Origin of the sequence: Streptomyces tauricus, from assembly GCF_014650955.1 — a bacterium.
GTDB classification, from domain to species: domain Bacteria; phylum Actinomycetota; class Actinomycetes; order Streptomycetales; family Streptomycetaceae; genus Streptomyces; species Streptomyces tauricus.
Map to the genome: position 1 here is coordinate 41,007 of NZ_BMVY01000022.1, position 20,008 is coordinate 61,014.

Annotated in this window: 13 protein-coding genes and 1 pseudogene; 11 read left to right on the plus strand and 3 right to left on the minus strand. The window is 71.0% G+C overall.

Annotated features, from left to right (window positions below; genetic code table 11):
• Positions 1–23: 23 nt before the first annotated feature.
• The 6 genes and pseudogenes from IE278_RS27660 (at position 24) to IE278_RS27685 (ending at position 7,792) form a co-directional block, all read left to right on the plus strand.
• Positions 24–923, plus strand: a complete 900-nt coding sequence (locus IE278_RS27660; protein WP_246570743.1) for an aminotransferase class V-fold PLP-dependent enzyme — start codon at positions 24–26, stop codon at positions 921–923.
• A gap of 126 nt (positions 924–1,049) precedes the next feature.
• Positions 1,050–2,681, plus strand: coding sequence for an MFS transporter (locus IE278_RS27665; protein ID WP_189775993.1), 1,632 nt, complete (start codon positions 1,050–1,052; stop codon positions 2,679–2,681).
• 6 nt (positions 2,682–2,687) lie between these two features.
• Positions 2,688–4,253, plus strand: coding sequence for a bifunctional 3-(3-hydroxy-phenyl)propionate/3-hydroxycinnamic acid hydroxylase (locus tag IE278_RS27670; RefSeq protein WP_189775994.1), 1,566 nt, complete (start codon positions 2,688–2,690; stop codon positions 4,251–4,253).
• Between the two features lie 14 nt (positions 4,254–4,267).
• Positions 4,268–5,095, plus strand: a complete 828-nt coding sequence (locus IE278_RS27675; protein ID WP_189775995.1) for a tryptophan 2,3-dioxygenase — start codon at positions 4,268–4,270, stop codon at positions 5,093–5,095.
• A 115-nt stretch (positions 5,096–5,210) separates the two neighbouring features.
• Positions 5,211–6,129: pseudogene (locus IE278_RS27680) on the plus strand (oxidoreductase).
• A 100-nt stretch (positions 6,130–6,229) separates the two neighbouring features.
• Positions 6,230–7,792, plus strand: a complete 1,563-nt coding sequence (locus IE278_RS27685) for a phytoene desaturase family protein (protein ID WP_189775996.1) — start codon at positions 6,230–6,232, stop codon at positions 7,790–7,792.
• Between the two features lie 141 nt (positions 7,793–7,933).
• Here IE278_RS27685 and IE278_RS27690 read toward each other — a convergent pair whose 3' ends face one another.
• Positions 7,934–9,739, minus strand: a complete 1,806-nt coding sequence (locus tag IE278_RS27690) for a serine hydrolase domain-containing protein (RefSeq protein WP_373312093.1) — start codon at positions 9,737–9,739, stop codon at positions 7,934–7,936.
• A 181-nt stretch (positions 9,740–9,920) separates the two neighbouring features.
• Here IE278_RS27690 and IE278_RS27695 point away from each other — a divergent pair, with 181 nt between their 5' ends.
• The 4 genes from IE278_RS27695 (at position 9,921) to IE278_RS27710 (ending at position 16,373) form a co-directional block, all read left to right on the plus strand.
• On the plus strand, positions 9,921–11,030 hold the full coding sequence (locus IE278_RS27695) for an NAD(P)H-dependent flavin oxidoreductase (protein ID WP_189775997.1): 1,110 nt from the start codon (positions 9,921–9,923) through the stop codon (positions 11,028–11,030).
• Positions 11,027–12,577: an acyl-CoA synthetase gene (locus IE278_RS27700; protein WP_189775998.1), complete on the plus strand. Its 1,551-nt coding sequence runs from the start codon at positions 11,027–11,029 to the stop codon at positions 12,575–12,577. The genes IE278_RS27695 and IE278_RS27700 overlap by 4 nt, the downstream gene beginning before the upstream one ends.
• Positions 12,578–12,775: 198 nt before the next feature.
• Positions 12,776–14,350: an acyl-CoA synthetase gene (locus IE278_RS27705; protein ID WP_189775999.1), complete on the plus strand. Its 1,575-nt coding sequence runs from the start codon at positions 12,776–12,778 to the stop codon at positions 14,348–14,350.
• 103 nt (positions 14,351–14,453) lie between these two features.
• On the plus strand, positions 14,454–16,373 hold the full coding sequence (locus tag IE278_RS27710; protein ID WP_189776000.1) for an alkaline phosphatase family protein: 1,920 nt from the start codon (positions 14,454–14,456) through the stop codon (positions 16,371–16,373).
• A gap of 47 nt (positions 16,374–16,420) precedes the next feature.
• Here the strand turns inward: IE278_RS27710 and paaK are convergent, their stop codons facing one another.
• Positions 16,421–17,716 carry a phenylacetate--CoA ligase PaaK gene (gene paaK, locus IE278_RS27715; RefSeq protein ID WP_189776001.1) on the minus strand — a complete coding sequence of 432 codons (1,296 nt, stop codon included), beginning with the start codon at positions 17,714–17,716 and terminating at the stop codon, positions 16,421–16,423.
• A gap of 180 nt (positions 17,717–17,896) precedes the next feature.
• Between paaK and IE278_RS27720 the strand changes: the two genes are divergently transcribed.
• On the plus strand, positions 17,897–18,358 hold the full coding sequence (locus IE278_RS27720; protein WP_189776002.1) for a hypothetical protein: 462 nt from the start codon (positions 17,897–17,899) through the stop codon (positions 18,356–18,358).
• Positions 18,359–18,367: 9 nt separating this feature from the next.
• Here the strand turns inward: IE278_RS27720 and IE278_RS27725 are convergent, their stop codons facing one another.
• Positions 18,368–19,987, minus strand: coding sequence for an acyl-CoA synthetase (locus IE278_RS27725; RefSeq protein ID WP_189776003.1), 1,620 nt, complete (start codon positions 19,985–19,987; stop codon positions 18,368–18,370).
• Positions 19,988–20,008 lie beyond the last annotated feature (21 nt).

The window sequence follows — 20,008 nt, forward strand, 5'->3', positions numbered from 1 at the left end:
CGCGCCCCGGGCGCGGGGCCGTCGTGTTCGACGCGCAGGACTTCCCCACCGACCGGTACATCCTCCAAGGCCTGGCGGAGAAACGCGGCCTGACGGCACGTCAGGTCAGTTCCCCGATGGACACCGCGCTCGGCCTCGACCAACTCGGCGCCGCCCTCGACGACGACGTGGCCCTCGTCGTCCTGTCCCTGGTCCACTACCGCTCCGGCGCGCTGCTCGACATGGCGGCCGTCAACGAACTGGCCCGCGCCCACGGGGCCCTCGTGCTGTGGGACCTGTCGCACGCCGTGGGCAGCGTCCCCGTCGACCTGAGCGGCACGGGCAGCGACCTCGCCGTCGGCTGCACGTACAAGTACCTGAACGGCGGCCCGGGAGCACCGGCCTTCCTGTACGTCCGCCGGGAGCTCCAGTCCACGCTGCGACAGCCCGTCTGGGGCTGGTACGGGCAGCGGGACCAGTTCCACTTCGGCGACGCGTACGAGCCGGTGGACGGCGTCGAACGGTTCCTGGCCGGTACACCGCCCGTCCTGTCCATGGCCGCCGTCGAGCCGGCCCTCGACGTGATCGAACAGGCCGGTGTCCGCCGTGTCCGTGCCAAGGCCCTGGCCCTCGGGGACTTCGCCGTACGGCTGGCCGACGCCTGGCTCACCGAACACGGCGTCCGGCTGGCATCCCCACGCGGCCCCGAGCAGCGTGGCTCCCACATCTCCCTCACGCACCCCGAGGCCTGGCGGGTGTGCCGTGCGCTCGCCGCGGAGGCCGCAGTGGTGTGCGACTACCGCGTTCCCGACCGGCTGAGAATCGGCATGCCGCCGCTGTACACCCGCTTCACCGAGGTGTGGGACGCGATGGACCGGCTGCGGGACGTGCTGGCCGACCGCCGCTACGAGCGCTACCCGCGGACGCCGGCCCGGGTCACCTGAGCGGACCTGCCCGGGCCTGCCCGCACCTCTGTCCTCTGTCCTCGGAACACCGTCGCGGGACACACCGTCACGTCCACCGCCCGAGAACCGTCATGCCATCGACCGAGAAAGGGCCGCGACCCCACGATGTCCGCGCCTCCCCCTCCCGTGCCCGCCCCCGCACCGAGCGACACGGCCCCACCGCCCCCTGCCGCGCGGTGGCCGGTACCCGCCTGGGCGGCGGCGGGCGTGGTGCTGACGGGGCTGTACCTGCTCAGCATGGACGCCACCATCCTGAACGTCGCCGTTCCCGATCTGCAGCGCGATCTGGGGCCCAGCATGGCCCAGATCCAGTGGATCATCGACGGCTTCCCGCTGGTCGTCGCGGGTGCCGTCATGGCCGGTGGAGTCCTGTCCGACCGGTGGGGCCACCGCCGGTCGTTCATCACCGGCGCGCTGGTGTGCTGTGTCGCGTCCGTCTTCGGCGCCACGGCGTCCGAACCGGGCGTGGTGATCGCCGCACGTGCCGGGATGGGAGCCGGCGCCGCCGTCGTCCTGCCGGCCGGCATGTCGGTACTCATCACCAGCCTGTACGTCACCCCCGAGCGGCGGCGACGGGCGTTCACCGCCTGGACCATGGCGGTGGCGGTGGGCGGTCTGTCCGGGCCCGTCGTGGGCGGCGCGCTGGTCGAACTGTTCTCCTGGCGGGCCGGTTTCTGGGCGAACGTACCGCTGGCCGCCGGCGTGGCGGTCGCGGCCTGGTTCTTCGTGCCCGAGTCCGGCCGCACACGTAAGGGGCGCGTCGACGCGCCGGGCTGCCTGCTGTCGTCCGGGGCGCTGCTCTGCGTGCTGTGGGGGCTGATCGAGGCCCCGGCGCACGGCTGGACGAGCGGCCCCGTACTCGCGGCCTACGCCGTCGCCGTGGCGCTGGCGCTCGCGTTCCGTACCCAGCAGCGCCGTACGCCGGCACCGCTCCTGGACCGCGATCTGCGCGGCGACCGGCGCGTACGGTGCGCCCTCGTGTCGAGCGTCGTCATGTGCATGGCCGCGTTCGGGATGCTGTTCCTGATCAGCCTGTATCTGCAGACCATGCTCGGCTGCACGCCCTGGGAGGCCGGCCTGCGAACCCTGCCGATGACCGTCAGCATGCTCCCCGGTGCCGTGTGCGCCCTGTACCTGCTCCAGCGTTCGCCGGTGCGGCCCGCGCTGATCGGAGGGCTGACCGCCCTCACCTCGGGGCTGCTCCTGCTGACCACCGTCAGCGCCGCCTCCGGATACGGGCTGATCGCCGCGGTGCAGTCGCTGTGCGGGCTGGGCGCGGGCCTGCTGGCCACCGTGGTGAACGAGATCGTCATGACAGCGGCGGGCGAACGGCGCGCCGGAGTGGGCTCGGCCCTGCACGACGCCTCCCGCGAGGTCGGCTCCGCGCTCGGCATCGCGGTGCTCGGCTCGGTACTGATGACGGCGTTCCGCGACCGGCTGCCCGCCGCACCGGCCGCCGGCGGAGAACTGCCCGCCCCAGGCGATTCGGTGACGGGCCTGAACGCCCTGACGCGCATCGCCGACCTGCCGGGTCCGGCCCAGGAAGCGGTCCGCGAGGCCTTCGCCCACGCGCTGTCCACCGCCGCCGCGGTCGCCGCCGGCGTCACCCTGACCACCGCGGCCGTCATGTGGTGGGGCCTGGGACCCGCCGCCGCCCGGACCCGGCCGGAACCCTCCGACAGCGCACAGGAACCCTCCGGGTCCGCGCAGTTGGCCCCCAGTCCGGAAGCGGGGTGAAGCCGGATGGACGACATCACGAACAGCACGCCGGCCCCGGACGACGTCTACGACGTGCTGGTGGCCGGGTACGGCCCGACCGGTGTGACGGCGGCGAACCTCCTCGGCGCCACAGGCCTGCGCGTCGCAGTGATCGAACGCGACGCGGCCGTCCACCCACGGGCCCGCGCCCTGGTCACCGACGAGGAGGTGCTGCGCGTATGGCAGCGCACCGGCCTGGCCGAGCGCGTCCTGGAGCAGACACTGCCCGACAAGCCCATCGAATTCGTCGACGACCGCGGGCAGCTGATCGCCAGCGGTGAACTCATCCCGCGGGGCAGCGGCTATCCACCCCAGGTGTTCTTCCACCAGCCGGCGGTGGAGGGGATCCTGCGCGAAGGCGTGGCCCGCTTCCCGAACGTCGAGGTCCTGCTCGACCACGAGTGTCTGCGGGTGCGCCAGGACGTCGACGGGGTGGACGTCACGGTCACCCACGTCCGGCAAGGCGGCGTACGTCACCTGCGGGCCTCGTACGTCATCGCCGCCGACGGCGGGAGCAGCACCGTCCGCCAGAGTCTGGGACTCGGCTACGCGGGACGGACCTACGCCACCCCCTGGGTCATCATCGACGCCGAGGTGGTGAAGCCCTGGCCCGGGCGGGAGCGGTTCCAGTTCCGGTGCGACCCCTACCGGCCCGCCGTCGACTGCCCGTTCCCTCCGCACCACCACCGGTGGGAGTTCCCCGTCCTGCCGGACGACGACATCCGCCATCTCACCAGCGACGACGGCGTGTTCGCCCTGCTCGCCCGCTACGGCGTCACCCGGCGCCACGTCCGCGTCCAGCGGGTCATCGCCTACCGGCACCACGTCCGCTCCGCCGAACGCTGGCGAGAGGGACGCGTCTTCCTCGCCGGCGACGCCGCGCACGCCATGCCGCCCTGGCTCGGCCAGGGCATGGCCGCCGGTGTGCGCGACGCGGCCAACCTGTGCTGGAAACTCGCCGCCGTCCTCCGCGGCGAACTGCCCGAGGAGATCCTCGACAGCTACGAGGCCGAGAGGCGGCCGCATGTGCGGCGCACGGCGCAACGGGCCACGTTCATCGGGAGGATGGTCACCGAGCGCCGCCCCGCCCTGGCCCGGCTGCGCAACCCGCTCCTCAAGACGGTCACCGGCCGGCCCGCGCTGTACCGCATGATGCACGAGGCCACCGCGATCCCGGCCCCGCGCTACCCCTCCGGGCTCCAGGCCGCGCCGCGCACCCGGGCGTCCGGCCTGCTGATCCCGCAACCGTGGGTGATCGACCCGTCGGGCGAGCGGGTACGGCTGGACGACGTGCTGGGCCGGGGCTGGGCGCTGCTGCACGCCCGTACCCCGGCCGAGCCGCAACCGGCCTGGGACCGGCTCAAGGCGCCGTGCTGGACCGTGACACCCGCCCAATCCGCCCCCGCCGCGCACACCGTCGTCGACTGCGACGCCGTCCTGCTGCCCTGGATGGCCGCGCACCGCGCAGCCGCCGTCGCCCTGCGCCCGGACGCCTTCGTCTACGCGACCCTCCCCGCCCCCGGCCGGCTCCCCGGTCCGCCGGGCGCCTGACCTCAGGAGCACCCATGGCCTCGCCCGACACCGACGAACCCCGCCTCGACTTCGCCGGTTCCAGCACGCCGTACATCGACTACCAGAGCATCGACGTCCTGCTCTCACTCCAGCAGCCGCTGTCCGACGCGCCCGCCGAACCGACCTTCTACGTGCTCGGGCAGGTCAAGGAGCTGCTGTTCAAGCTGCTGTACGGCGAACTGGTCGCGGTACGCGCACTCCTGGACGCCGACGACGTACCCGGCGCGGTATGGACACTGCGCCGCACCCACCGGGTGGTCGCACTGCTCACCGGCACCTGGGACGTACTGAGCACACTGGCGCCCACCGAGTTCAACGCCTTCCGGGAGCATCTCGGATCCGCCTCGGGCTTCCAGTCGTACATGTACCGGATGCTGGAGTACGTCCTCGGCAACAAGGACGCGCGCCTGGCCCGTCCGCACCGGCATGTGCCGAAGGTGCGCGACCAGGTCGAGGAAGCCCTGCGCGCGCCCAGCGTGTACGACGCCGCGCTCGCACTTCTGGCCCGCCGGGGAGCGTTCCTCCCGCCGGAGGTGCTCGGCCGGGACCTCGCACAGCCCCACACCCCCCACGAGGCGGTGGAACGCGCCTGGGCCGACGTGTACGACGCCGGGCCCGAGGACGAGATGTTCCGGCTGGCCGAAGCACTGATGGACATCGCGGAGGGCTTCGGCCGCTGGCGCGCGCTGCATCTGCTGACGGTCGAGCGGATCATCGGCACCAAGACCGGGACCGGGGGCACGACCGGCGTGAACTGGCTGCGCAGGGCGGCCGAGCACCGCCACTTCCCCGAACTGTGGACCGTCCGCAGCGGACTCTGACTCGGGGGCTCCGCCCCCGAACCCCCGGTCCTCGAACGCCGGACGGGCTACACCTCCAGCCCAGTTGCCGACCTGTCGCGATGCCGGGCCCCGCCCCACCAACGGAGTCACACCCATGCACCCCACGTGGACCATCGAGCACATCCCCGACCAGCGCGGCCGTGTCGCCGTCGTCACCGGTGCCAGCAGCGGTCTCGGCTTCGAGACCGCCAAGGCCCTGGCCCGCCGCGGCGCCACGGTCGTGCTGGCCGTACGCGACCTCGGCCGGGGCCGGGCCGCCGCCGCCAGAATCACCCGATCCGCCGTCGACACCGACCTGACCGTCCAGGAGTGCGACCTCGCATCCCTCGGCTCCGTCCGCACCGCGGCCGAGGAGATCCACGCACGGCACCCGCGCATCGATCTCCTCATCAACAACGGCGGAGTGATGTGCACACCCAACGGCGTGACCCGCGACGGCTTCGAGACCCAGTTCGGCATCAACCACCTGGGGCACTTCGCCCTGACGGGACTCCTCCTCGAACCCCTCCTCGCCACCCCCGGCTCACGCGTGGTCACCGTCACCAGCCTCGCCCACCGGTACACCCGCATCCACCTCAACGACCTGCAGTGGAGGCACCGCCGCTACAACCGGTCCGCCGCCTACGGGCAGTCCAAACTGGCCAACCTCATGTTCACCTACGAACTCCAGCGACGGCTCACCGACAAGAACGCGGACACCCTCGCCGTCGCCGCCCATCCCGGCAGCGCCCGGACAGCGATCATGCGCCACCTTCCCCGTCCGCTGCGCACCGCCACCCAGGCGTTCGGCCCCCTGCTCGCCCAGCCGCCCGCACAGGGCGCCCTGCCCATGCTGCGCGCCGCGACCGACCCCGCCGTGCGGGGGTGGCCAGTTCTACGGACCCGACGGCTTCCAGCAAGCCATGGGCGCACCCGTGGTCGTGACCTCCGGGGGGCAGTCCTACGACACCGCCGTCCAGCACCGGCTCTGGACACTGTCCGACTCACTCACACGAGTCGTCTACGGCATCTGAGCGCGCGGGGCGCCCGGGCCGGGGGACCTCGCCCCACATGGGTGTCCGCCGGGTGCGTGTGGGGGTGGTCGGTGTGGATCTTTGCGTGTTACCTAGGGGGATGGGTGCTCACGAGGGATACCGGGAACACGACGTCGTCATCGTCGGCGGAGGACACAACGGGCTGGTGGCCGCCGCCTACCTGGCCCGCGCGGGAAAGTCCGTGCTCGTGCTGGAGCGGCTGGGGAACACCGGCGGCGCCGCCGTGTCGACACGGCCGTTCGCCGGTGTCGACGCCCGGCTGTCGCGCTACTCCTATCTGGTCAGTCTGCTGCCCCGGAAGATCGTCCGGGATCTGGGCCTCGACTTCCGGGTCCGCGGCCGCAACGTGTCCTCGTACACCCCCACCGAGCGGGGCGGCCGGCCCGCCGGACTGCTCGTCGGGGGCGGCGAGCGGCGCACCCGGGAGGCCTTCGCCAAGCTCACCGGCTCAGGCAGCGAGTACCAGGCCTGGCAACGCTTCTACGGCATGACCGGCCGCCTCGCCAAGAAGGTCTTCCCCACCCTCACCGAACCCCTCCCCACCCGCGACGAGCTGCGCCGCCGCATCGACGACGAGGACGCCTGGCGCATCCTCTTCGAGGAGCCCCTCGGGATCGCCGTCGAGGACACCTTCGCCGACGACCTCGTCCGCGGAGTCGTCCTCACCGACGCCCTCATCGGCACCTTCGCCGACGCCCACGACCCGACCCTGCGGCAGAACCGCTGCTTCCTCTACCACGTGATCGGCGGCGGCACCGGAGCCTGGGACGTCCCGGTCGGCGGCATGGGCGCGCTCACCCACGCCCTGGCCACCGCCGCGCGCAACGCCGGCGCGGTCCTCGCGACCGGCCACGAGGCGCTCCGGGTGGAGACCGACGGACACGCCGCCGAGGTCACCTACCGGACCGCGGACGGCGAGGGAACCGTCGCCGCCCGGCACGTGCTCGTCAACGCCTCCCCGCAGGAACTCGCGCGGCTGACCGGCGACGAGCCGCCCGCCCCCGCCGAAGGCGCCCAGCTCAAGGTCAACATGCTGCTGAAGCGGCTGCCCCGACTGCGCGACACCTCCGTCGACCCGCGCGAGGCCTTCGCCGGAACCTTCCACATCGCCGAGGGCTACGAGCAGTTGGCGACCGCGCACGCCCAGGCCTCGACCGGTGTACTGCCCGAGGCACCGCCCTCCGAGATCTACTGCCACTCGCTGACCGATCCCACGATCCTGGGCCCCGACCTGGTCCAGCAGGGCTACCACACGCTCACCCTCTTCGGACTCCACACACCCGCCCGGCTCTTCGCCCACGACAACGACGGCGTACGCCGGGAACTGCTGAAGTCGACCCTGGCGCAACTGGACGCACACCTCGTCGAACCGATCGTCGACTGCCTGGCGACCGACGGGGACGGCCGCCTGTGCATCGAGGCCAAGTCCCCCCTCGACCTGGAACGTGACCTCAGGCTCCCCGGCGGCAACATCTTCCACCGCGACCTCGCCTTCCCCCACACCCAGGAGGACACCGGCCGCTGGGGCGTGGAGACCACCCACGCCAACATCCTCCTCTGCGGCGCGGGCGCGGTACGGGGCGGAGGCGTGAGCGGAGTACCCGGCCACAACGCGGCGATGGCCCTCCTGGAAGCCCCGTAGGGGCTTTTTCGGGGGCGCGGGGAACGGCGCGAGCACCGCCCCCACAGCCCCGCACACGCCCCGGCCGCCGGTGACCGCCGGTGCTGGAACGGCGACCGCGGCCTGTCGCGGGTGACCCGGGGTGGCATCCCTCGGGCGCGCTCAGTCCGAGGACGCCACCCACCCCACGGCCGTGATCCGCGCCGAGTCCGCAGGCCGGGCCTCGTCGAACAGGACCCGGTCGCCGTCGAGGACCCGCAGCGCGTCCACATACGCGCCCCGCCCCACATACAGCCGGTCCGTCGCATACCGCCAGCGCAGGACGAGCCGTGCGGCCGACGGCAGATCCGCGTCGACCGCGTGCCAGGTCCGGCCGGACCAACCCGTCACCGACCCGGCGGGATGTTCGGCCGGGTCGTCCCCGTGGCGAACGGTCGTGAAAGGCACCGCCCGCCACGACTCGCCGCCGTCCGTAGAGGACTCCAGGAAGAGCGCGTCCGCCTGCGGTTCGGTGTCCCACCACAGGGCGCACCGCAGCCGCCCGCCGGCGCCCACGTCCAGCGCGGGCAGCGTCAGCGTCGCGGAGGCCGCCGTCGCCATGCCGGAGAACCAGGCCGTACGCCCCCGCGCGGGCCGGACCGGAACGGCGCGGGCCAGGTGATTGGCGGCGGCGACACGGGGAGCGGACCCGGAACGCCAACTGCGCACCGGATGAACGGAGTTGCCGAGGAGGACGAGGAAGGAGTCGGTCGTCGGGTCGAGGACGAGCGAGGTACCCGTGAAGCCGGTGTGACCCGCGGTGCGCGGAGTGGCCATCGCGCCCATGTACCAGTGCTGGTAGAGCTCGAAACCGAGACCGTGCTCGTCGCCGGGGAAGGCCGTGTTGAAGTCGGTGAACATCAGCTCCACGGACTCGGGCGCCAGGATGCGCGCCTTGCCGTACACCCCGCCGTTGAGCAGGGTCCGGCCGAGAACCGCGAGGTCCCAGGCGCTGGAGAAGACACCGGCGTGCCCCGCGACACCGCCCAGGCTGTACGCGTTCTCGTCGTGCACCTCACCCCACACGAGGCCCCGGTCGAGCCCGGACCACGGCTTGCGGGCGTCCTCCGTGGCGGCGATCCCCGGCTTCCAGGAGGGCGGCGGGTTGTAGCGGGTGCGACGCATCCCGAGCGGAGCGGTGATCTCGGTGCGGAGCAGGACGTCCAGCGCACGACCGGTGATCTTCTCCAGGACCAACTGCAGGGAGATCAGATTGAGGTCCGAGTAGAGGTACGTGGTGCCCGGCGGGTTGAGCGGCGCTTCCTTCCAGATGAGCTGGAGCTTCTCCTCGTACGTCGGCGCGCTGTAGAGCGGGATCCAGGCGCGGAACCCCGAGGTGTGGGTGAGCAGTTGGCGGATCGTGATGTCCTGCTTGCCCGCCCCGCCGAAGTCGGGGAGGTACGAGGCGACCCTGCCCTCCAGCTCCAGCGTGCCGCGCTCGATCTGCTGCACGGCGAGGATCGACGTGAACAGCTTCGACACCGAAGCCAGGTCGAAGACCGTGTCCTCGGCCATCGCGATCTGCCGCTCCGCGGGGAACTCCACGCCCGTGTCGGTCTTCTCGTCGTACGCCGCGTAGCGCACCGCCTTGCCGATCGGCTCGTGCAGGGCGACCGTACCGCCACGGCCCGCGAGCAGCACGGCACCGGCGTACCAGGGGTACTTGGGGGAGGGGGCGAGGAACGACTCGGCATCGGTGACCAGTTGACGCAGGGGAGCGGGGAGCAGACCGGCGCGTTCGGCTGAGCCGCGGCGCAGGGTCGGGTGCCGGTGGCCGGCTGCGTCGCTCCCGGCCGTGCCGGACGCCGCCGAGGCGGCGGGCAGGGGCGCCAGGATCAGCGCGCCTCCCAGCGCCGTGAGTCCGCGACCCACTTGACGGCGGGTCGGCCCGCCGCCCGCTCTGTCCTCCATCGATGACATCGACGTCATTGAAGAGCCTCCCGTCACGCCGCCTGAAAGTATCTTTCCGCCCGCACTGTGTCCGGTGAAACTTTTGTGTCAGAGGTGGACGGTGTCAACGGTGCCGACCCGGTCCGCCCGCGGGTCAAAAAACTGACGGGTCATCAGAGAAGGTCTTCCCTCGTCCGGAGGACTGCGGCATCCTGCGCCCATGCAGACGGAGCTGAGCAAGAAACTGGGAGTCGAGCACGCCCTCTTCGGCTTCACGCCGTTCCCCGCCGTCGCCGCTGCCATCAGCCGGGCCGGTGGACTCGGTGTCCTCGGTGCGGTCCGCTACGCCGACCCCGACGAACTCAAACGGGACCTCGACTGGATCGAGACACACGTCGACGGCATGCCGTACGGGCTCGATGTCGTCATGCCCGCCAAGAAGGTCGAGGGCGTCACCGAGGCCGATGTCGAGGCGATGATCCCCGAGGGGCACCGGCAGTACGTCAGGGACACCCTGGCCAAGTACGCGGTGCCCGAACTCGACGAGGGCGAGGCCTCCGGCTGGCGCATCACCGGCTGGATGGAACAGGTCGCCCGCACCCAGCTGGACGTCGCCTTCGACTATCCGATCAAGCTGCTGGCCAACGCGCTCGGCTCACCGCCCGCCGACGTCATCGAGCGCGCCCACGAGAAGGGCGTGCTGGTGGCCGCCCTCGCGGGCAGTGCCCGGCACGCGCGCAAGCACGCCGATGCGGGCATCGACATCGTCGTCGCCCAGGGCTACGAGGGCGGCGGCCACACCGGTGAGATCGCCTCCATGGTGCTCACCCCCGAGGTCGTCGAAGCCGTCGCACCCCTGCCCGTGCTCGCCGCGGGCGGCATCGGCAGCGGACAGCAGATGGCTGCCGCCCTCACCCTCGGCGCCCAGGGTGTGTGGCTCGGCTCCATATGGCTGACCACCACAGAGGCCGATATGCACTCGCGTGCCTTGACGCGAAAACTCCTCGCCGCGGGGTCCGGCGACACGGTCCGCTCGCGCGCGCTGACCGGAAAACCCGCACGGCAGCTGCGTACCGAGTGGACCGACGCCTGGGACGACCCGAACGGACCCGGCACGCTCCCCATGCCCCTGCAGGGACTCCTGGTCGCCGAGGCGGTCTCACGGATCCAGAAGCACGAGGTGGAACCGCTGCTCGGCACCCCCGTGGGACAGATCGTCGGCCGCATGAACAGCGAACGCGGCGTCCAGGAGGTCGTCGACGACCTCACCCGCGGCTTCGAGGAGGCCGTGGACCGACTCGACCGCATCGCCGGAAGGAGCCACGCGTGAGCCAGCCCCCCAACGGCTTCTGGTCCCAGGCCACCGCCGACCCCGAACGTGTCGTGCTCGTCGCGACCGACGGCGAGGAGTGGACCGCCGGCCGGCTGCACGCCGAAGCCAACCGCCTGGTCCACGGACTGCGCGCCGCCGGACTCGAACGCGGCGACTCCTTCGCCGTCGTCCTGCCCAACGGCGTCGAGTTCCTCACCGCCCACCTGGCCGCCTCACAGGCCGGCTTCTACCTCGTGCCCGTCAACCATCACCTCGTCGGGCCCGAGATCGCCTGGATCGTCGCCGACTCCGGGGCCAAGGCGCTCATCGCGCACGAGCGGTTCGGCGACGCGGCGCGCCACGCGGCCGACGAGGCGAAGCTCCCCGCGGACCGGCGGTACGCGGTCGGCGCGGTCGACGGCTTCAGGCCGTACGGTGACCTCCTCGACGGACAGCCCGGGGCCGTACCCGGGGACCGGACGCTCGGCTGGGTCATGAACTACACCTCCGGCACCACGGGGCGTCCGCGCGGCATACGCCGCCCGCTGCCCGGCAAGCTCCCCGAGGAGACGTACCTCGGCGGCTTCCTCGGCATCTTCGGCATCAAGCCGTTCGACGGCAATGTGCATCTGGTGTGCTCGCCGCTCTACCACACGGCGGTCCTGCAGTTCGCGGGCGCGTCCCTGCACATCGGGCACCGGCTGGTGCTGATGGACAAGTGGACGCCCGAGGAGATGCTCCGGCTCATCGACACCTATCAGTGCACCCACACCCATATGGTGCCGACCCAGTTCCACCGCCTGCTCGCGTTGCCGCAACACACCAAGGACGCGTACGACGTGTCGTCCATGCGGCACGCCATCCATGGGGCCGCCCCGTGTCCGGACCATGTGAAACGGGCCATGATCGAGTGGTGGGGCCACAGCGTCGAGGAGTACTACGCGGCCAGTGAGGGCGGCGGGGCGTTCGCCACCGCCGAGGACTGGCTGAAGAAACCCGGCACGGTCGGCAAGGCGTGGCCCATCAGTGACCTCGCCGTCTTCGACGACGACGGGAACAGGGTGCCGCCCGGCGAACTCGGCACCGTCTACATGAAGATGAGCACCGGAGGATTCTCGTACCACAAGGACGAGACCAAGACGCGGAAGAACCGCATAGGGGACTTCTTCACCGTCGGTGACCTGGGGTACCTCGACGAGGACGGCTATCTCTTCCTCCGCGACCGCAAGATCGACATGATCATCTCGGGCGGGGTCAACATCTATCCCGCCGAGATCGAGGCCGCGCTGCTCACCCACCCCGCCGTCGCCGACGCGGCCGCCTTCGGGATCCCGCACGACGACTGGGGCGAAGCGGTGAAGGCGGTCGTCGAACCCGCTCCCGGCTTCGAACCGGGCGAGGCGCTGGCCGCGCGGATCCTCGACCACTGCCGGGAACAACTGGCCGGGTACAAACGGCCCGCGAGCGTCGACTTCATCGAGGCGATGCCACGCGACCCCAACGGGAAGCTGTACAAACGACGGCTTCGGGACCCGTACTGGGAGGGGCGTACGCGACCGGTGTGAGGTTTCGGGCCACATGTGCTGCGGTGCCATGTGGTTCTGGCCCACACAGGTGCTTTCCGGTCCACGCACGTGCTCCGTCCACACATGTGCTCCGGTCCTGTGTGGTCCCATGCCATGAGGGACCGTCCGCGTCGCCCGTTCCGGAGGCCGTGTCGCCGCGCTTGACCTGCGACCTGGACGGAACCAGGATCAAGTCCCATGACGCCTGGACACGGCAGCACGGTTGACGGGGTGCTGCGACGCAGCGCCCGGCGCACCCCGGCCCGCGTCGCGGTCACCTACCGCGAACGCACCTGGACCTACGCCGAACTCGACGACGCCGTCTCCCGCGCGGCCGAGGTACTGCGCTCCTCGGCACTCGCCCCGGGAGACCGCGTCGGCGCCTACGGCCACAACTCCGACGCGTACCTCATCGGCTTCCTGGCCTGTGCCCGCGCCGGACTCGTCCATGTGCCGGTGAACCAGAACCTCACCGGCGACGATCTCGCGTACATCGTCGGCCAGTCGGGCAGCACCCTGGTCCTGGCCGACCCGGACCTCGCGGGCCGGCTCCCCGACGGTGTCCGGGTGCTGCCGCTGCGCGACGCCGAGGACTCGCTGCTCGCCCGGCTGGAGTCGACGCCTCCCTACGACGGCCCCGAGCCCCGCACCGAGGACCTGGTGCAGCTGCTCTACACCTCGGGCACGACGGCACTGCCCAAGGGCGCGATGTTGACCCACCGCGCGCTGGTGCACGAGTACCTGAGCGCGATCACCGCCCTCGACCTGAGCGCGGGCGATCTGCCCGTGCACTCGCTGCCGCTCTACCACTCGGCGCAGATGCATGTGTTCCTGCTGCCCTACCTCGCGGTCGGCGCCTCCAACACGATCCTCGACGCACCCGACGGGGACCAGTTGTTCGACCTCGTCGAAGCGGGCCGTGCGGACAGCCTCTTCGCGCCGCCCACCGTGTGGATCGGCCTGTCGAACCGCCCCGACTTCGCGGACCGCGACCTGAGCGGACTGCGCAAGGCCTACTACGGGGCATCGATCATGCCGGTCCCCGTACTGGAACGGCTGCGGGCCCGGCTGCCGAAACTGGCCTTCTACAACTGCTTCGGCCAGAGCGAGATAGGCCCGCTGTCCATGGTCCTCGGGCCGCACGAGCACCGGAAGAAGCGGCTGGACTCCTGCGGGCGTCCGGTGCTCTTCGTGGACGCGCGGGTGGTCGACGAGGACGGCAAGGACGTGCCCGACGGCACCTCAGGTGAGGTCGTCTACCGGTCACCGCAGCTCTGCGAGGGTTATTGGGACAAGCCCGAGGAGACGGCGGAGGCATTCCGGGACGGCTGGTTCCACTCCGGTGACCTCGTGGTGCGGGACGCCGAGGGCTACTTCACCGTCGTCGACCGGGTGAAGGACGTCATCAACTCCGGAGGCGTGCTGGTCGCCTCACGCCAGGTCGAGGACGCGCTCTACACCCACCCCGAGGTGGCCGAGGCCGCCGTGATCGGGCTGCCCGACGAGCGGTGGATCGAGGCGGTCACCGCGGTCGTCGTCCCCCGTGGAGAGGTCACGGAGGAGGAACTGGTCGCCCACGCGCGCGAGAAGCTCGCCCACTTCAAGGCCCCGAAGCGAGTGGTGTTCGTGGACGAGCTGCCGCGCAACGCGAGCGGGAAGATCCTCAAGCGGGAACTGCGGGACCGGTTCGGGGAGGGCTCCTCGGCGGCCGGCCCCGGGAACCTTGACCCACGGGTGACTGAATCTTTGCCGGGCGAACCCACCCCCGGCTGAACTGAATCCGCCGGTGGGCCGTACCAGTTACGTTACGGCGGTCCGACCACCCGAGCCTGGTCCGCCCAGCCACCACCGGGTTTCGCACGGAAGGACCTTCGGGTTGTCTAGCACCACGAACTCTCACCCCTCGCCGGACCTGGACCGGACACCCCCGAAGGAACCCGAGCTGCCCGAGACGGCGCCCGAGACGGCGCCCGAGGCGGACAGCACGCCCACCCAGGCGGCGCCGGACGCCGACACCGCCGCCGACGAGAACGCGCCCGTCGGGGCCGACGCAGCCGCCGGCGCGGATCAGGACGCGTCCGCCGACGTCACCACCGATGCGGACGCCTCCCTCGGTGCCGAGGAGACGGCCGAGGCGCCTCCGGCCGTCCGTGGCTGGCGTGCCAAGCACCCCGGTGCCGCCCGGAGCGTGACCTGCACGGTCACCTCTCTCGCCGCCGTGCTCGTGCTCTTCGCGCTCCTCATGCCGAACGAGCCCGACCGCTTCCGGCCGGCCGTGTTCCTCCGGCTGCCGGTGGAGGCGATCTTCGGCGCTGCCGTCCTCATGGTCCTGCCGAAGACGCTGAGACTGATCACGGCCGTCCTCGCCGGTCTGAGCCTGGGCGCGATGACCGTCCTGAACCTCCTCGACCTCGGCTTCAACGAATTCCTCGGACGCGGCTTCAACGTCGTACTCGACTGGGTCCTGTTCGACGACGCCCGGACGTACCTCGAGGACTCGATGGGCAAGGCCGGCGCGGTCGGAGTCGTCATCGCGGTCATCGCGCTCGTCATCGCCGTGTTCGCGCTGATGGCCCTCTCCGTCGTCCGGCTCGCCAACCTGCTGGCCCGGCACAGCGGCCGTGCGACCCGCGCCACGCTGGTCGCCGGCACGGTCTGGGTGGCGTGCTCGGCGCTCGGCGTGCAGTTCGCGGGGGTGCAGTTCGCGGCGCGCAGCACCGCGGGGGCCGTCCAGAACCGGGTGGACCGGGTGCAGGCGACCCTCAAGGACGAGGCGGAGTTCGCCAAGATCGCCAAGAAGGACGCCTTCGCGAAGACACCGCCGGACCAGCTCGTCCCCGATCTGCGCGGCAAGGACGTCATCTTCGCGTTCATCGAGAGTTACGGCCGCAGCGCCATCGAGGACCCGGTCACGGCGCCCGGCGTCGACGCCACGCTCGACGACAAGACGGCGGCGCTGACAAAGGCCGGGTACGCGGCCAGGAGCGGCTGGCTCACCTCGGCCACGTACGGCGGCAGCAGCTGGCTCGGCCACTCCACCTTCCTGTCCGGGCTGTGGATCAGCAACCAGGCCCGCTACCGCACCGTCACCGCGGGCGAGCACCTGACGCTCACCGGCGCCTTCCAGCGCACCGGTGACTGGCGGACCGTCGGCATCATGCCGGGCGTCCAGAAGAACTGGCCGGAAGGGAAGTTCTACGGCCTCGACAACGTCTACGACTCACGGGAACTCGGCTACAAAGGCCCCAAGTTCAGCTGGTCGACCATGCCCGACCAGTACGCCCTGAGCGCCTACCAGCGCCTAGAGCACGGCAAGAAGCGTGACAAGCCGCTGATGTCGGAGATCATCCTGACCTCCAGCCACCAGCCCTGGGCGCCGATCCCGAAGACGATACCCTGGGACGAGGTCGGCGACGGCTCGGTCTACGAGGACATCCAGAAGGACGGCAAGAAGGCCTCGGACGTCTTCTACGACTCGACCAAGGTCAAGGAGGAGTACGGCAGGTCCATCGAGTACTCCGTGACCAGCCTCATCGACTACGTGGTCAAGTACGGCGACAAGAACACCGTGCTGGTCTTCCTGGGCGACCACCAGCCCCTGGCCAGGGTCAGCGGCGACGATGCCGACAGGGACGTGCCGATCTCGATCGTCGCCCACGACAAGTCCGTACTCGACAAGATCGACGGATGGAACTGGACCGAGGGCCTCAAGCCCGACGACACGGCCCCGGTCTGGCGGATGGACTCCTTCCGCGACCGCTTCCTGACGGCGTACGGCTCGACACCCCACCCCTAGTCCGGACCAGTAATCCGGCCCAGGAACACCGGGTGGGGCGAGAGGGCCTATCGGGGGCGCAGGTCCACGATGCGCCTGATCTTGCCCACCGACCGTTCCAGGGACTCCGGTTCGACGATCTCGACCCGCGCCGAGACGCCGATGCCGTCCTTCACGGCCGCCGCGATGGCGCGCGCGGCGGCCTCGCGGATCTCCGGGGTGGCGCCCGCGCGCGCCTCGGCCCGGACGGTGAGCGAGTCGAGGCGGCCCTCGCGGGTCAGCCGCAGCTGGAAGTGCGGGGCCACGCCCGGTGTGCGCAGGACGATCTCCTCGACCTGGGTGGGGAAGAGGTTCACCCCGCGCACGATGACCAGGTCGTCGCTGCGGCCGGTGATCTTCCGCATCCGGCGGAAGACGCGGGCCGTGCCGGGGAGCAGCGTCGTCAGGTCCCGGGTCCGGTAGCGGATCACGGGCATGGCCTCCTTGGTGAGGGAGGTGAACACCAGCTCGCCCTCCTCGCCGTCCGGCAGCACCTCGCCCGTGAGCGGATCGACGACCTCCGGGTAGAAGTGGTCCTCCCAGATGTGCAGTCCGTCCTTCGTCTCCACGCACTCCTGGGCCACGCCGGGGCCGATCACCTCCGACAGCCCGTATATGTCGACCGCGTCGATGGCGAACCGTTCCTCGATCTCCCGGCGCATCTCCTCGGTCCAGGGCTCGGCACCGAAGATGCCCACCCGGAGGGAGGTGTGGCGCGGATCCACGCCCTGCCGCTCGAACTCGTCGAGAATCGTCAGCATGTAGGAGGGCGTCACCATGATGATCCCGGGCTTCAGGTCCTGGATCAGCTGGACCTGGCGTGCGGTCATGCCGCCGGATGCGGGGACGACCGTACAGCCGAGCCGTTCGGCTCCGTAGTGTGCGCCCAGTCCACCGGTGAACAGGCCATAGCCGTAGGCCACATGTGCGATGTCACCGGACCGGCCGCCCGCCGCGCGGATCGAGCGGGCCACCATGTCGGACCACATGGAAAGGTCGTTCTCGGTGTATCCGACGACCGTGGGGAGCCCCGTGGTGCCGCTGGAGGCATGGATGCGGCGAATACGTTCCCGGGGCACGGCGAACATCCCGTACGGGTAGTTGTCGCGCAGGTCCGCCTTCGTGGTGAAGGGGAAGCGGGCCAGATCGGCGAGCGAGCGGCAGTCCTCGGGCCGCAGCCCCGCCTTGTCGAAGGAGTCGCGGTAGAACGGCACGTTCTCGTACGCGTGCCGCAGGGTCGTGCGCAGCCGCTCCAGCTGGAGCGCGCGCAGGCCGTCCGCGTCGAGCCGCTCCCCGGCGTCCAGCAGGTCCGTCACATCCGCCACAGGCCTTCTCCCTCGCCCCTGGACCATTTCGGGCGACCGATCATTCGGTCGTGTCCTCGGGGATCAAGTAATCCAGCCCTACGGGCGGCCGTCAAGGCGTGCGGCGGGAACCGGCACCTCCCCTTCGCCCCTCTTCCCCGCCGGGGAACGATCGCTGTCCGGGAGCGGGGAGGGGTGCGGGTGCCACGTACAAGGAAGAGGGCCGCCGGGGCGGGAGGACTGGTCGCCGTGCTGGCGCTGACCTGCCTGGGGTGCGGGGTGGGGGAGACGGCGCCCGCCGTACGCGACGAAGGTGAGGCCGTGCGGGCGGCGGTGAAGGTCCCCTGCCGGGAGGCGCTGCGGTTCGCGGACCAGGAGCGGCTGCCCGCCGGGGCGAAGGACGCCGTCTGCGTGACGCAGCACGGCATCGACACGCTGTACGACATCCGGTTCCGGATCGGCCGAACCGACCTCGACACCTGGCTGGCCGACAGCTACCCCGATCTGGAGTTGCGTACGGACTGCGTCCAGGAGAGCGCCGACCGCTGCGGGCTCCTGACCCTTGAGCCGTACGCCGAAGGTGGCGCCGTCGCGGTGGAGTTGACGGTGCGGGACGGGAGCGACGGCCGGGCCCTCGTGCACTACCGGCCCTTCAACACGTGACCAGGCCGCTCAGCGGGCGGCCTCCGCCGCCACCGACCGTGCCCACCGGTAGTCCGCCTTGCCGCTCGGGGACCGCTGGATGGAGTCCGTGATCACCAGCTGGCGCGGGATCTTGTAGCCCGCCAGCTGTGTACGGCAGTGGGTCTGGATCTCGTCCAGGGAAGGCCGCCCCCCGCCCTCGCGCAGCTGCACCACGGCCGCCACATGGTTGCCCCAGGTCTCGTCGGGCACTCCGGCCACCAGTGCGTCGTACACGTCGGGGTGGGACTTGAGCGCCTGCTCGACCTCCTCCGGATACACCTTCTCCCCACCGGTGTTGATGCACTGCGAACCGCGGCCCAGGACGGTGACGACGCCCTCCTCGTCGACGGTCGCCATGTCGCCGAGCAGCACCCATCGCTCGCCGTCCTTCTCGAAGAAGGTCTCGGCGGTCTTCCTCGGGTCGTTGTAGTACCCGAGCGGCACGTGTCCGCGCTGCGCGATGCGGCCGGGCTCACCGACGGCGACCGGCTCGTACGTCGCCGGGTCCACCACCTGTGTACGGGAGTTGACCTGGATGCGGAAGCCGCGCCCGGGGCCCGAGTCGGCGGTCGCCGTGCCGTTGAAACCGGACTCCGAGGAGCCGAAGTTGTTGAGCAGCGTCACGTTCGGCACGAGGGCCTGGAACTGTGCGCGCACCGTCTCGGACATGATCGCGCCGGACGAGGAGACGCTGAACAGGGAGGAGCAGTCGGTGCCCTTCATGGGTCCGTTCAGTGCGTCGATCAGGGGACGCAGCATCGCGTCGCCGACCAGCGACACACTGGTCACCCGCTCCTTCTCGATGGTCCGCAGTACCTTCTCCGGCACGAACTTGCTGTGGATGACGATGCGTTGGCCGAAGTTGAAGCCGATGAAGGCGGTGAGGGTCGAGGTGCCGTGCATCAGCGGAGCCGTGGGGAAGAAGGTGATCCCGTCGCCGCCGGCCGCCACCCGCTCGGCGAGCTCCTCCGGCTTCTTCACCGGCTCCCCGGTCGGCGCGCCGCCGCCCAACCCCGAGTAGAACAAGTCCTCCTGACGCCACATCACTCCCTTCGGCATCCCGGTCGTGCCACCGGTGTAGATGATGAACTGGTCGTCGCCCGACCGGGCCGGAAAGCCCCGCCCGGGGGATCCGACGGCCTCGGCGGCCGTGAAGTCCAGTGCGGGCAGCGGAGGCGCGTCCGGGGCCGGTTCCCCCACCCGCACGAGGAGGCGCAGAGCCGGGGTGCGCGGCAGGGCGGCCGACACCCGTTCGGTGAACTCCGCGTCGAAGACCAGCGCGACCAGGTCGGCGTCCTGGTAGAGGTAGACCAACTCCTCCTCGACATAGCGGTAGTTGACGTTGACCGGCACGATCCGTGCCTTCAGGCACGCCAGGACGGTCTGCAGGTACTCGACGCCGTTGTAGAGGTGCAGTCCGAGGTGCTCACCGGGGCGGATACCGCTGTCGATCAGCTGGTGGGCGACCCGGTTGGCCGCCGCGTCCAGCTCCGCGTAGGTGAGGCGGCGCTCGGCTCCCGTACCGGGATGGTCGATGTGGACCAGCGCCTCACGGTCGGGGACCACGTCGACGACCGACTCGAACAGGTCGGCAAGGTTGTACTCCACCGCTCCTCCAGACCCCGGCAA

Excerpts from the sequence above, each read along its gene's own strand:
- IE278_RS27665 (WP_189775993.1), top strand. The coding sequence starts at position 1,050 with ATGTCCGCGCCTCCCCCTCCCGTGCCCGCCCCCGCACCGAGCGACACG.
- IE278_RS27670 (WP_189775994.1), top strand. The coding sequence starts at position 2,688 with ATGGACGACATCACGAACAGCACGCCGGCCCCGGACGACGTCTACGAC.
- IE278_RS27675 (WP_189775995.1), top strand. The coding sequence starts at position 4,268 with ATGGCCTCGCCCGACACCGACGAACCCCGCCTCGACTTCGCCGGTTCC.
- IE278_RS27685 (WP_189775996.1), top strand. The coding sequence starts at position 6,230 with ATGGGTGCTCACGAGGGATACCGGGAACACGACGTCGTCATCGTCGGC.
- IE278_RS27690 (WP_373312093.1), bottom strand. The coding sequence starts at position 9,739 with ATGACGTCGATGTCATCGATGGAGGACAGAGCGGGCGGCGGGCCGACC.
- IE278_RS27695 (WP_189775997.1), top strand. The coding sequence starts at position 9,921 with ATGCAGACGGAGCTGAGCAAGAAACTGGGAGTCGAGCACGCCCTCTTC.
- IE278_RS27705 (WP_189775999.1), top strand. The coding sequence starts at position 12,776 with ATGACGCCTGGACACGGCAGCACGGTTGACGGGGTGCTGCGACGCAGC.